The organism is Microbulbifer sp. ABF4_143 (assembly GCF_056160225.1).
This window is the reverse complement of sequence record NZ_JBSWWT010000001.1, coordinates 20293-33046: the sequence shown is the minus strand read 5'-3', so window position 1 is coordinate 33046 and position 12754 is coordinate 20293. Positions and strand designations below refer to the sequence as shown.

Annotated in this window: 14 protein-coding genes; 8 read left to right on the top strand and 6 right to left on the bottom strand. The window is 64.5% G+C overall.

From position 1 onward, the window contains the following. Positions 1-422: 422 nt before the first annotated feature. The 5 genes from ACXAF3_RS00175 to ACXAF3_RS00155 all read left to right on the top strand — a co-directional run bounded on the left by ACXAF3_RS00175 (position 423) and on the right by ACXAF3_RS00155 (position 3897). The gene (locus ACXAF3_RS00175) at positions 423-1145 is read left to right on the top strand and encodes a TorF family putative porin (RefSeq protein ID WP_475110279.1); all 723 of its coding nucleotides are present in this window, start codon (positions 423-425) and stop codon (positions 1143-1145) included. A gap of 49 nt (positions 1146-1194) precedes the next feature. Continuing rightward, entirely contained in the window at positions 1195-1533 is a 339-nt protein-coding gene (locus ACXAF3_RS00170) for a P-II family nitrogen regulator (RefSeq protein ID WP_475110278.1), read from the top strand. A 48-nt stretch (positions 1534-1581) separates the two neighbouring features. Next, a complete protein-coding gene (locus tag ACXAF3_RS00165; RefSeq protein ID WP_475110277.1) occupies positions 1582-2841 on the top strand; it encodes an ammonium transporter in 1260 nt (419 codons plus the stop codon). Positions 2842-2928: 87 nt separating this feature from the next. After that, positions 2929-3267: a P-II family nitrogen regulator gene (locus ACXAF3_RS00160; RefSeq protein ID WP_043319767.1), complete on the top strand. Its 339-nt coding sequence runs from the start codon at positions 2929-2931 to the stop codon at positions 3265-3267. A gap of 405 nt (positions 3268-3672) precedes the next feature. Continuing rightward, the gene (locus tag ACXAF3_RS00155) at positions 3673-3897 is read left to right on the top strand and encodes a hypothetical protein (protein ID WP_475110276.1); all 225 of its coding nucleotides are present in this window, start codon (positions 3673-3675) and stop codon (positions 3895-3897) included. 91 nt (positions 3898-3988) lie between these two features. Here ACXAF3_RS00155 and ACXAF3_RS00150 read toward each other — a convergent pair whose 3' ends face one another. The 4 genes from ACXAF3_RS00150 to lptM all read right to left on the bottom strand — a co-directional run bounded on the left by ACXAF3_RS00150 (position 3989) and on the right by lptM (position 7228). Continuing rightward, positions 3989-4741, bottom strand: a complete 753-nt coding sequence (locus tag ACXAF3_RS00150) for a DUF484 family protein (protein ID WP_475110275.1) — start codon at positions 4739-4741, stop codon at positions 3989-3991. 93 nt (positions 4742-4834) lie between these two features. Next, positions 4835-5665 carry a diaminopimelate epimerase gene (gene dapF, locus ACXAF3_RS00145; RefSeq protein WP_475110274.1) on the bottom strand — a complete coding sequence of 277 codons (831 nt, stop codon included), beginning with the start codon at positions 5663-5665 and terminating at the stop codon, positions 4835-4837. 70 nt (positions 5666-5735) lie between these two features. Next, positions 5736-7013: a diaminopimelate decarboxylase gene (gene lysA / locus ACXAF3_RS00140; protein ID WP_475110273.1), complete on the bottom strand. Its 1278-nt coding sequence runs from the start codon at positions 7011-7013 to the stop codon at positions 5736-5738. Next, positions 7010-7228, bottom strand: a complete 219-nt coding sequence (gene lptM, locus ACXAF3_RS00135) for an LPS translocon maturation chaperone LptM (protein ID WP_475110272.1) — start codon at positions 7226-7228, stop codon at positions 7010-7012. The genes lysA and lptM overlap by 4 nt, the downstream gene beginning before the upstream one ends. 103 nt (positions 7229-7331) lie before the next feature. On the opposite strand from lptM, the gene cyaY reads away from it, so the two are divergent. After that, positions 7332-7658, top strand: a complete 327-nt coding sequence (gene cyaY / locus ACXAF3_RS00130) for an iron donor protein CyaY (protein ID WP_475110271.1) — start codon at positions 7332-7334, stop codon at positions 7656-7658. A 130-nt stretch (positions 7659-7788) separates the two neighbouring features. On the opposite strand, the gene argH is transcribed toward cyaY, so the two are convergent. Beyond that, positions 7789-9198: an argininosuccinate lyase gene (gene argH, locus ACXAF3_RS00125; RefSeq protein WP_475110270.1), complete on the bottom strand. Its 1410-nt coding sequence runs from the start codon at positions 9196-9198 to the stop codon at positions 7789-7791. 204 nt (positions 9199-9402) lie between these two features. Here argH and ACXAF3_RS00120 point away from each other — a divergent pair, with 204 nt between their 5' ends. Both ACXAF3_RS00120 and ACXAF3_RS00115 read left to right on the top strand, forming a co-directional pair. Next, positions 9403-10413 carry a sensor histidine kinase gene (locus ACXAF3_RS00120; RefSeq protein WP_475110269.1) on the top strand — a complete coding sequence of 337 codons (1011 nt, stop codon included), beginning with the start codon at positions 9403-9405 and terminating at the stop codon, positions 10411-10413. After that, positions 10410-11150 carry a LytR/AlgR family response regulator transcription factor gene (locus ACXAF3_RS00115; protein WP_475110268.1) on the top strand — a complete coding sequence of 247 codons (741 nt, stop codon included), beginning with the start codon at positions 10410-10412 and terminating at the stop codon, positions 11148-11150. The genes ACXAF3_RS00120 and ACXAF3_RS00115 overlap by 4 nt, the downstream gene beginning before the upstream one ends. 124 nt (positions 11151-11274) lie before the next feature. Here the strand turns inward: ACXAF3_RS00115 and ACXAF3_RS00110 are convergent, their stop codons facing one another. Continuing rightward, positions 11275-12426 carry a PilT/PilU family type 4a pilus ATPase gene (locus ACXAF3_RS00110; protein WP_475110267.1) on the bottom strand — a complete coding sequence of 384 codons (1152 nt, stop codon included), beginning with the start codon at positions 12424-12426 and terminating at the stop codon, positions 11275-11277. Positions 12427-12754: the final 328 nt, after the last annotated feature.

Here is a 12754-nt window from a genome sequence, read left to right as displayed (position 1 = left end):
ATGCCATTCGGCACGGCAGCGGATTGTAACCCAGCGCCATAGTGCGCAAAAGCGGGCCCGCGCTGCGCCACCCTGGTTCACCGGCACCGAATGGATCCCCACAACTGTGCGCGCGGGCGCGGGCGGTGCCATTTTGGTGCGCCGGCCCGCGCGTACCTCCTCCGCCGCCATCTCGGCGCGCGTCGAAAATTTGTCCTAAGCCATTGATTTTGCGCCGAAATGCCGAGTTGGCATCAAGCCTGCACTGAATGGATTGCAGATGTTCCACTGCGGATCACACAGCGCCGCCGGGGCTCCAGCTCAAGAGGCCGAACAAGAACAGCCGCGATCAAACCAGCAGCGGCCGACCCGGCGGCAGATGCAGGCTGCACATATTAGAAAAATCGACGACGAGAAATTCACAGAGACTTAGGAGAATCAAAGTGGGAATCACCAACAATAAAATCGCCGCTGTTCTGACCACTGCAAGCCTGGCACTGGGCGTTGCCGCTGCCCAGGCACAGGAGGCCGGCCCCAGCTTCAGCGTCAATCTGGGCCTTGTCAGCGACTACAAGTTCCGCGGCATTTCCCAGACCGACGGCGGCCCCGCGCTGCAGGGCGGTGTGGACCTGGAATTCGGCGGCGGCTTCTATCTGGGCACCTGGGGCTCGCAGGTGGATTTCGCCTACGGCGCCGATGAAACCGACTATGAACAGGATTTCTACGGCGGTTACAGCGGCGAGATCAGCGAGACGCTCAGCTACGACATCGGCTACATCTACTACGCCTATCACGGCAGCGACCGCGACGAGGACTACCAGGAAATCTACGGCAGCCTCAGCATTTCCGACCTGACTCTGGGCTTCGCCTACAGCACCGACTACTGGGCCGAGACCGGCGTCTTCTACTACCCCTATGCGGAGTACAGCTTCGCGCTGCCGGCGGACGTGAGCCTGGATCTGCACGTGGGCGCAAACCTGTTCGACGACGAGGGCTTCCTGTTCGAGTCGGATTCCTACATCGATTACTCGCTCACCGTCGGCAAGGAGTTCGGCGGTCTGAGTCTGAGTGCTGCACTGGTCGGCACGGATATCAGCGACAGCGAGTGCTACGGACTGGACTGGTGTGAGCCCTCCGTCATCGCCGGAGCCACCTACACCTGGTAATCGTCAGCCCCGCTTTTGCGGCGGGGCCATCTTTTAAGGGGAAATACCGATGAAACTGGTCACAGCAATCATCAAACCCTTCAAGCTGGACGCGGTGCGCGACGCATTGGCGGAGGCCGGCGTCAGCGGCATTACCGTCAGCGAGGTCAAGGGCTTCGGCCGACAGAAAGGGCACACCGAACTCTATCGCGGTGCCGAGTATGTGGTGGATTTTCTGCCCAAGACCATGTTGCAGATCGCGGTGGAGGACGGGCAATTGGACGCGGTACTCGAGGCAGTCGGCTCGGGCGCACACAGCGGCAAGATCGGCGACGGCAAGATTTTTGTCTGCAACCTGGAGCAGGTGATCCGTATACGCACCGGCGAGACGGGTGCAGAGGCGATTTAAACAATAACTATTTTTTCACAGAGATACTCGGGATTAACGGAGCGAAAGATGGAAAATCAAATTTTTCAGTTGCAGTACGCAATTGATACGTTTTATTTCCTCGTGTGTGGCGCACTGGTGATGTGGATGGCGGCCGGCTTTGCGATGCTGGAAGCCGGCCTGGTGCGTTCCAAAAACACCACGGAAATTCTCACCAAGAACGTGGCGCTGTTTGCGATCGCCTGCATCATGTATCTGCTGACTGGCTACGCGATCATGTACGGCGGAGGCTTCCTGCTCGACGGCATAGAGGCATTTGATCTGGACGGTGTGCTGGCCAGCTCGGCGGAAAACGGTTTTGACGGCGACTCCGTCTACTCCGGCGCCTCCGACTTCTTCTTCCAGGTGGTGTTCGTGGCCACCGCCATGTCTATCGTCTCCGGTGCCGTGGCCGAGCGCATGAAGCTGTGGAGCTTCCTCGCCTTTGCGGTGCTGCTGACCGGTTTCATCTACCCGCTGGAGGGTTCCTGGACCTGGGGCGGCAAGGAGGTATTCGGCCTGTACAACCTGGGTGATCTGGGCTTCTCCGACTTCGCCGGCTCCGGCATAGTGCATATGGCCGGCGCGGCCGCGGCCCTGGCCGGCGTGCTGCTGCTCGGCGCGCGCAAGGGCAAGTACGGCCCCAACGGCGAGGTCTACGCGATTCCCGGCGCCAACCTGCCGCTGGCGACGCTGGGTACCTTTATCCTGTGGATGGGCTGGTTCGGTTTCAACGGCGGCTCCGTGCTGAAGCTGGGTGATGCCGCCAATGCGCACTCTGTGGCCATGGTGTTCCTGAACACCAACACCGCCGCCGCCGGCGGCGCCGTGGCCGCGCTGATCACCGCGCGCGTCCTGTTCGGCAAGGCCGACCTGACCATGCTGCTGAACGGCGCCCTGGCCGGCCTGGTGGCCATCACCGCCGAGCCCTCCACTCCGACCGCTCTGCAGGCGACCCTGTTCGGCGCCCTCGGCGGTGTGCTGGTGGTCTTCTCCATCGTGACCCTGGACAAGCTGAAGATCGACGATCCGGTGGGCGCGATTTCGGTGCACGGCGTGGTCGGCCTGCTGGGTCTGCTGCTGGTGCCGGTCACCAACGACGGCTCCAGCTTCAGCGGCCAGCTGATCGGCGCCGCCACCATCTTCGCCTGGGTCTTCGCCGCCTCCTTCGCGGTCTGGTTCCTGCTGAAGAAGATCACCGGTATCCGCGTCAGCGACGACGAGGAGCAACAGGGTGTTGACTTGGTGGAATGCGGAATGGAAGCTTACCCGGAATTTATGGGCAAATAACTGCCCTGAATCGCCGCCGGCCACGGTATCGGCCGGCGCTCCGGGCGAGACTCCCGCAGAAACAACAAATCAGGGGATATACAGAAGATGAAATTGATAACGGCCGTGGTTAAGCCCTTCAAACTGGACGACGTGCGCACCGCGCTGTCGGAAGTGGGTGTGCAGGGTATGACGGTAACCGAGGTGAAAGGCTTCGGGCGCCAGAAGGGCCACACAGAACTCTATCGCGGCGCCGAATACGTCGTGGACTTCCTGCCCAAGGTCAAACTGGAGCTGGCGGTGGACGACAGCATGGTGGACAGCGCGGTGGAGGCCATCACCAAGGCCGCGCAGACCGGCAAGATCGGTGACGGCAAAATCTTTATCACCGCGCTGGAGGAAGTGATCCGCATCCGCACCGGGGAGACCGGCAGCGAGGCGGTGTAAGCGCAACCGCTTGCAGCCTCACAGGCGGCGGCTGAAAAGCCCGCCAATGTTTGAAAAGCCCCTTTTGGGGGCTTTTTTTATTTTTAACCTATGCAGAGTAGTCGACGACGCCCCTGTCCCGCCGCAGCTTTGGTATTTTTTCTCCGCGCCGAATTGGCGCCGGAATTCCTATAACGATCCGCAATATCCCCGCCGCCGTCCGCAACAAAAAACTCTACGCGCAGGCCCGCCAGCGGCTGGCGGCGGCTGTGCGCAGTGCCTATATATTATTCGCCGCGGCTTGCTGACAAGCACCCGGTAAACCATCGCCTATGGCGAATTGTTTTCAATCTTGTTAACGCCGCAGGAAAAGGCGGCACAGGGGTACGCCTCTGTAACAGGAGTAGCAGTTACAGGGTTTCTGTTATGAGCGATGTATACGAAGGTCAGGGCAACAACTCTCGCAGCAAAGACGGCGAGGACTTCCCCGAGGAGCGCAGTATCACCTCCCGCCAGCGGGCCAGGAGCCAGTTGAGTGCGGATATCGAGGCGTTTCTCTCCAGCGGCGGCGCCATCAGCGAGATAGATCCCGATGTCACCGCCGACCCCCCGCGCAAGCCGCAACCCAAGTACGGCAGCCGCCCCATTTAGTGTCGACTAGGGCCTGTGGGAGCCGGTCCGCGCAGGGCAGGCTCCGACAGATCCCGCCAGCAAAAGCCACAACCAGGCGCTTCGCGCGGACTCAGGGTTCGAGCAGGCGCGGCAGCAGGCGTTCGAGCACCTCGCCGATATAGGACAGGAACAGGGTACCGAGGCTGGAGCGGTAGTGCTGCGGATCGGCGGAGCCGACCGCGAGCACGCCCAGTTGATTGGCCAGCGGCACCACCGCGGCCGACGCGACTCTGTCCGCGTCGTCGCCGAACAGGTATTCCTTCTCCGCCGGGCGCAGCACGCCGCAGACGGTGCGGCCGTTGCGCAGTATCGAGCCGATGGCGCTCTCGGCCGCGGCGCGCGAGCTGGTGCGCACCTGGCCCAGCGCGGCGCGACCCTGAGATCCCCGCCCGGGGGGGAGGGGGCCGAACAGGGTCAGGCCGGTGAATTCCACCCCGAAGTCGTCGGCGAAGCTCCTGTACAGGGCTTGCGTGGCCTCGCCGACGTTGTCGGCCTCGAGCAGTGCCAGTATCAGACGGCGGCTGTGCAGAAACAGCTGGTCGTTGTCGCGGGCGTTGTGCAGCAGCTGGTCGAGGCGCTGGCGCATCTCGATATTGCGCTCGCGCAACAGGTTGGTCTGGTGCGTCATCAGCGACACCGTCCTGCCGTTTTCCCGCGGCAGCTTGATGGTCTCGAGCAGGTCCATGTGCTCGGCGAAGAAGTCCGGATTCTGGATCAGGTAGCGGGCTACCTGTCGCGCCAGCAGCTTCTTGTCGCGCTGCGTTTCCTGGCTGCCGGTGGCGGCGTCTTCTGGGGTTCGGGTGGCGTCGCTTTGTTCTGTCATTGCTCGCTTGACTTGTGGGATGGGCAAAGGGGCGAAGCGACCTGCCCATCGTCTGCGGTTTTGATGGGCGCGCTTCGCGCCGCCCATCCTGGATTAAAGCACTATCTGCCCGTGGAATACGGTGGTCGCGGGTCCGGTCATGGTAACCGGCTGCCCGGGGCCGCTCCAGTGGATTGTCAGCTTGCCGCCGGGCAGCCGTATCTCCACCGTGTCGTCGACCAGGTCGCGCAGCCGCGCGGACACCATGGCCGCGCAGGCGCCGGTGCCGCAGGCGCGGGTCTCGCCGACGCCGCGCTCGAACACGCGCAGGCGCGCGCGCGCGCGGGACTCGATCTGCAGGAAGCCGACGTTGACCCGCTGCGGGAAGCGCTCGTGGCGCTCGATCTTCGCGCCGAGGCTGTCCACCGGCGCACTGTCGACGTCGTCCACCAGCAGCACCGCGTGGGGATTGCCCATGGATACGGCGCCGATGGTGTAGACCTCGCCGTCCACTTCCAGCGGATAGGTCTCGGCGCGGATATCGGCGGCGAAGGGGATCTGCGCCGGTTCCAGTATCGGCGCGCCCATATCGACGCCGACCTGGTCGCCGTCGAGCAGGTTCAGCTGCAGCATGCCGGCGGCCGTCTCCACCAGCAGCCGCTTTTTGCCGGTCAGGCGGCGTTCGCGCACGAAGCGGGCGAAACAGCGCGCGCCATTGCCGCAGTTCTCCACCTCGCCGCCGTCGGCGTTGAAGATGCGGTAGCGGAAATCCGCGTCAGGTGTGCGCGGGGATTCCACCAGCAGCACCTGGTCGCAGCCGACGCCCAGGTGGCGGTCCGCCAGGTGGCGGATCTTCTCCGGCGACAGCTTGATTCGCTGGCTGATGCCGTCGAGCATGACGAAGTCGTTGCCGAGGCCGTGCATTTTGGTGAATTTAACGCGCATGCTGTTTCTCAATCCATTCCCTGTAAGCCAGTGCCGTGGTGGCCCTGCTACCGGCATCAGTGCCTTCGCATCAAGCTACGGTGTTCTTCTCCAGTCCCCGTCTTTCGGGTACCGGGCTCTCGCCGCGCACTAAATCCGCCAGGGTCTCGCGGGCGCGCACCAGGTAGCTCCTGTCGCCGTCCACCAGCACTTCCGCGGCGCGCGGGCGGCTATTGTAGTTTGAACTCATCGTGAATCCGTAGGCGCCGGCGGACAGCATGGCCAGCAGCTGCCCCTGCTGCAGGGCCAGGGAGCGGTTCTTGCCGAGGAAGTCGCCGGTTTCGCACACGGGGCCCACTATATCCCAGATCTCGTTGTCGCCGCCGCCGGGCGTGACCGGCACTATGTCCTGCCAGGCCTGGTACAGGGCCGGGCGCAGGTTGTCGTTCATGGCCGCGTCGACGATGGCGAAGTTGTGCTCCTCGGTGCGCTTCAGGTATTCGACCCGGGTCAGCAGCAGGCCGCCGTTGGCGGCGATGGAGCGCCCCGGTTCCAGCACCAGGCCCAGCTGGCGCCCGCCGAGGCGCGCCTTCACCGCGCCGAGGTAGTCGGCCACCGGCGGCGGCTCCTCGCCGCGGTAGCGCACGCCGAGGCCGCCGCCCAGATCCAGGTGTTCCAGCTGAATGCCGTCGGCGGCCAGCTGGTCTACCAGCACCAGCAGCCGCTCCAGCGCATCGAGGAAGGGGGCAATCTCGGTCAGCTGGGAGCCGATATGGCAGTCGACGCCGATGACCTTCAGGTGCGGCGATTGCGCCGCGCGGCGGTAGACGCCGGGCGCGGCCTCTATGGCGATGCCGAACTTGTTTTCCTTCAGGCCGGTGGAAATATAGGGGTGCGTCTTGGCGTCCACGTCCGGGTTGACGCGCAGGGATACCGGGGCCACGCGCCCGCACTCGGCGGCCACCAGTTGCAGCCGCTCGAGTTCCGCCTCCGATTCGATATTGAAGCAGTGCACGCCGACGTCCAGGGCGCGGCGCATCTCTTCCGCGGTCTTGCCGACGCCGGAAAACACGATGCGCGACGGGTCGCCGCCGGCCAGTAGCACCCGTTCCAGTTCGCCGCCGGAGACGATATCGAACCCGGCCCCCAGCTGCGCCAGCAGCGAAAGTATGCCCAGGTTGCTGTTGGCCTTGACCGCGTAGCAGATCAGCCCCGGGTGATCGCCGAGCGCATCGGCGTAGGCCAGGTACTGGTTTTCGAAGTGCGCGCGGCTGTAGACATAGGTGGGGGTGCCGAACTGCTCGGCGATCTGTTGCAGCGCAACCCCTTCCGCCCAGAGGCTGCCGTCGCGATAGTTGAATTCACTCATTTTTCCGCTGCCGGCTCCCCGTTTGCATCGCGCGGCTGCGTCGATTGCGCTTCTTCTGGCGCGGTTTCGGCGGAAGCCGGCACCGCCGCTGCGGCGCCGGGCTGCGCCGGCGCGGCGGGGGCCTGGGGCAGATACAGGGGGCCTTTCTGGCCGCAGGCACCCAGCATTCCGCCGGCGATCAACAGGGCGAGGGTGGTAAAAAGTTTTTTGAACATCGCGGGCTTCCTGCGGCTCAGTTTCTTGGGGCGATAATCGGGAAAAGCCTGCTAGTATAGCCAGCTGTTCAGTTCAGCACACCCGTAACAGAAGTAACAAATTATGAGCCAAGCGGAATACGATGCGGCTGTCGAGCGCACCCTGATCGCGATCGAAGACGCCCTCGACGAATGCGACTGGGATATCGATTACGAGCGCACCGATGCGGTACTGACCCTGACACTGGAAGACAACGGCAGCCAGGTGATCCTCTCCCGGCAGTCCGCCAACCGCGAACTCTGGGTGGCGGCCAGGTCCGGCGGTTACCATCTGAAATTTGAAAACCCGGGTTGGAAGTGCACCACCACCGGCGAGGATCTGCCGGCGCTGCTGGACCGCGTACTGAGCGAGCAGCAGGGGGAGCCGGTTTCCCTGGGGTTGGATCAATAGTCCCCTTGTAGGCGCGGCCCATGGCCGCGATCGGGTTCCAGAGAGTCCTGGTCCACTGATCGCGGCCATGGGCCGCTCCTACAAATTCGTTCAATTGTGTAGGGCGGATAAGCGCAGCGCATCCGCCGGCTCAGCGCGCGGCAATCAGCTCCCTCGCCCGCGCGCAGGCCGCGCGCACCTGCCTCGGCGCGGTGCCGCCGATATGGTCCCGCGCCGCCACTGATCCCTCCAGGGTCAGCACCTCGAACACATCCTCGCCTATCTGCTCGGAGAACTGCTGCAGCTGCGCCAGGCTCAGCTCGGCCAGATCTTTTCCCTGTTCGATCGCGAAGGACACCGACTGGCCGACGATCTCGTGCGCATCGCGGAAGGCCACGCCCTTGCGCACCAGATAGTCCGCCAGGTCGGTGGCGGTGGAGAAGCCTTTCGCCGCGGCGGCGAGCATGTTTTCTTTCTTCGCCTTCAGCGCCGGCACCATATCGGCGAAGGCGCGCAGGCAGTCCAGCGCCGTGTCGGCGGCGTCGAACAGCGGCTCCTTGTCCTCCTGGTTGTCCTTGTTGTAGGCCAGCGGCTGGCTCTTCATCAGCGTCAGCAGTGCGATCAGGTGGCCGTTGACGCGGCCGGTCTTGCCGCGCACCAGTTCCGGCACGTCCGGGTTCTTCTTCTGCGGCATGATCGAGGAGCCGGTACAGAAGCGGTCCGGCAGGTCGATAAAGTCGAACTGGCTCGAGGTCCACAGCACCAGCTCTTCGCTGGCGCGGCTCAGGTGTGTCAGCAGCAGCGCGGCGAAGGCGCAGAACTCGATGGCGAAGTCGCGGTCGCTGACCGAGTCGAGGGAATTCTCGGTGGGGGCGTCGAAGCCGAGCAGCTCGGCGGTGCGCGCCCGGTCGATCGGGTAGCTGGTGCCGGCCAGGGCCGCGGCGCCGAGCGGCGAGCGGTTGACCCGCTTGCGGCAGTCCATCAGCCGCTCGTAGTCGCGGGCGAGCATTTCGTTCCAGGCCAGCAGGTGGTGGCCGAAGGTTACCGGCTGTGCGCTCTGCAAATGGGTGAAGCCGGGCATGATGGTGTCCGCCTCGCGCTCCGCAAGATCCACCAGGCCGGTCTGCAGGCGGGTCAGTTCGGCGCCTATCTGGTCGATGCGGTTGCGCAGCCACAGGCGAATATCGGTGGCGACCTGGTCGTTGCGCGAGCGGCCTGTGTGCAGCTTCTTACCGGTGGCACCAATGCGCTGGGTCAGGCGCGCCTCGATATTCATATGCACGTCTTCGAGCTGCACGGACCAGGGGAATTCGCCGGCCTCTATCTCCGCGGCGATATCCTGCAGGCCGCCCTGTATCTGCCGGTACTCGTCCTCGGTCAGTACCCCCACCTCCGACAGCATCTGCGCGTGGGCCAGGGAGCCCTGGACATCCTCCAGCGCCATGCGCTGGTCGAAGGTCACCGAGGCGGTGAACCTTTCCACGAAGGCGTCGGTGGCTTCCGAGAAGCGGCCGCCCCAGAGCTTGGCGGCGGGGTTGGAGGAGGTGTTGTCTTTGCTCATGGTGTCCCTGACAGCTGAATGGGTGAAAGGCGGCAGCGCTGGTGGTATCTTCCCGGTCTGATTCCGGGAACATCAAGAATAACAAGTGGTATGTCTTCCCCCAGGCCGGCCGGCATTATAGCGCAGCAAATTCGCGAAATTGCCGCAAATGGCAAAGATTCTGCGCGCCCCGCGCAAACCCCCTTTCTGCCGGACCTCTGTGGTGTGTCGGCGCTGGCCGCGCTGGTGTTGATGGGCGAGCTGCTGGCGCTGGTGCTGGTGCTGGCGGTGGACGGACTGCGCGAGTTCAGCTGGGAGCGGCTGGGGTTGGTGTCGATGACGGTGCAGTGGGTGATACTGCCCTCGGCGGCGCTGCTGTGCCGGCTGCGCCCGCAGCTGGCGCGGCTGCCCCACAAGCTGGCCGGCGGCCTCAGCTTCGCCGCGGTGCTGGCGGTGCTGCTGGTCGTGATGGGCGCCCAGCACTGGTGGCGGGCGCTGCTGTCCCAATCCCCCTTCGACTACTGGCGCTTTTTCGGCGACTGTCTGCTCGGTGCGATATGCGCCGGTGTGGTGCTGCGCTACGCCTATGTGCAGCAGCAGCTGCGCAATCAGCAGCGGGCGGAGCTGGGGGCGCGCATAGATGCGCTGCAGTCGCGCATACGCCCGCATTTCCTGTTCAACAGCATGAACAGCCTCGCCAGCCTGATCGCGGTGGACCCGGAGCGGGCCGAGCGGCTGGTCGAGGACCTGTCGGCGCTCTTCCGCGCCAGCCTGGCCGATTCGCGGCTGGTGCCGCTGGGGCAGGAGCTGGCGCTGGCCAGGCGCTATCTGGAAATCGAGCGCCTGCGCCTCGGCGAGCGGCTGCAAACCCGCTGGCAAATCGCCGATGGGCTGGAGCAGCTGCAGGTGCCGAGCATGCTGCTGCAGCCGCTGCTGGAAAACGCGGTGCTGCACGGCGTCGCGCGGCTGCGCGCCGGCGGCGAAATTGCGCTGCGCCTCGAATCCGACGGCGGTCGCCTGCGGCTCTGTATCGATAACCCGGTGCCCGATGCGGAGGCGCCGCGGGAGGGCAACGGCATGGCGATGGAGAATATCCGCCAGCGCCTGGCGGCCCACTACGGCAACCGCTTCACCTTCTCCGCCGGCCGCGACGGCGACCGCTACCGGGTACAACTGCAACTGCCGCTCGGGCAGTCAGAGGAGCGGAAACAGCAGGCAGAGGAGGCGCTGGCGTGAATCCACTGAAAGTCCTGATCGTCGACGACGAACCCCTGGCGCGCGCGCGTTTGGCGCGGCAGCTGGAGCGGCTGCCCGACTGCGCGCTGCTCGGCGAGGCGGCCGACGCCGACGAGGCGCTGGCGCAGGTGGAAAGGCTGGATCCGGATCTGGTGCTGCTGGATATCGAAATGCCCGGCGACAGCGGCCTGGAGCTGGCGCGCCGCCTGTCCGAGCGGGAGACGCCGCCGGCTTTGATCTTCTGCACCGCCCACGACCAGTTCGCGCTGCCCGCCTTCGCCACCGCCGCCGCGGGCTATCTGCTGAAGCCGGTCAGTGCCGCACAGTTGGGCGAGGCGATCGGAAAGGTGCAGAGGCTCAGCAAACCGCAGCGGCAGCTGCTGCAGCAGCAAACCGAAGAGCCCGGCCGCCGCCGCATCAAGGCGATCAGCCGCCGCGGCGTCGAGCTGGTGGAGGTGGATTCGATCCGCTGCTTTGTCGCCGACAGCAAATATGTGGTCGCCCATCACGATCGCGGCGAGACGATCCTGGACGAATCGCTGAAGGAGCTGGAGAGCGAGTTCGGCGAGCGTTTCGTGCGTGTGCACCGCAATGCGCTGGTGGCGGTGGCGTTTATCAGCGGTCTGCGCAGGGAGGGCAGCAACTACCGGGTGGAACTCAGCGGCGTCGATGAACAGCCGCTGGTCAGCCGGCGCATGCTGCCCGGTATCAGGGATCTGATCGCCGAGATCTGCTGAGGCCGGACGTGAAAAAAGCCACGCCGGGGCCCGCTTGCAGGCGAATGGTTGCAGAGCGCTGCTCCGTTCGCCTGCAAGCAGGCTCCTGCAGGTTGCTCTGTGGAGCGCTTGCTTGGCGATTCACTCAGTAAAGCTGCGGCCCGCCGTCGCCGTATTCGGAGTCGTTCTGCAGGCTCAGCTCACCGGCCGCGCTGTTCAGGTACTCGGCGTCCGACTCGGACTTGAGCTTGATCATCAGGCGCAGGTCGTTGGCGGAGTCGGCGTGGGCGAGGGCGTCCTCGTAGGTGATCTCGCCGCGGTCGTAGAGTTCGTACAGGGCCTGGTCGAAGGTCTGCATACCCTGTTCGGTGGAGCGGCTCATCAGTTCCTTCATCTTGTGCACCTCGCCCTTGCGGATCAGGTCCGACATCAGCGGGGTGTTGATCATGATCTCGAGGCAGGCGCGGCGGCCGTCGCCGTCCGGGGTCGGCACCAGCTGCTGGGCCACCATCGCCTTCAGGTTCAGGGACAGGTCCATCCACAGCTGTTCGTGGCGGTCCGCCGGGAAGAAGTGGATGATGCGGTCCAGGGCTTGGTTGGCGTTGTTGGCGTGCAGGGTGCACAGGCACAGGTGGCCGGTCTCGGCGAAGGCGATGGCGTGGTCCATGGTTTCGCGCGAGCGCACCTCGCCGATCAGTATCACGTCCGGGGCCTGGCGCAGGGTGTTCTTCAGGGCCACCTCGAAGGATTCGGTATCCAGCCCCACTTCGCGCTGGGTGACGATACAGCCGCGGTGCTGGTGCACGAACTCGATCGGATCCTCGATGGTGATGATATGGCCCTTGGAGTTCTCGTTGCGGTGGCCGATCATCGACGCCAGCGAGGTGGACTTACCGGTGCCGGTGGCGCCGACGAAGATGATCAGGCCGCGCTTGGTCATCGCCAGATCCTTGAGCACGTCTGGCAGGCCCAGGCCGTCGATGGTGGGAATCTTGGTTTCGATGCGGCGCAGCACCATGCCCACCAGGTTGCGTTGGAAGAAGGCGGACACGCGGAAGCGGCCGGTGTTGCGCACCGCGATGGCGAAGTTCAGCTCCTTTTTCTCGGCGAATTCGCGCCGCTGTTTCTCGTTCATGATGCCGACCACCAGCTCGCGCGCCTTCTCCGGCGTCAGCGCCGTGCTGCTGGCGGGCACCACCTTGCCGTGCACCTTGATCGACGGCGGTACGCCGGCGGTGATGAAGAGGTCGGACGCGCCTTTCTCGACGACGAGTTGCAGGAGTCTTTCGATTTCCATTTTTTATTTACCGCTTTGGGTGTTCGCTCTTTTCTGGTTCAGGGGCTTGTTTTTTACGGGTCCGCTGGCGGTCGGGCACCGGGTGCGGGTTTTCAGGACCGCTGTGAATACATCCCTGTACGCTTCGTCGGCAACGTCCCTGTTGCCGACGATCCTGAAAACCCGCACCCGGTGCCCGGCCTTCTATTTGTATTTCTGTGCTTCGTAAGGGGCTGGTTATCTCGCCACAGGACTCGCGTCATCCAATTGTGTTGTTACCGCACTTTATTCTTCGTTAAATGGCTCGCCAGGCACCGGGTGGCGACGGGCACGGATGTGCGGCACAAGG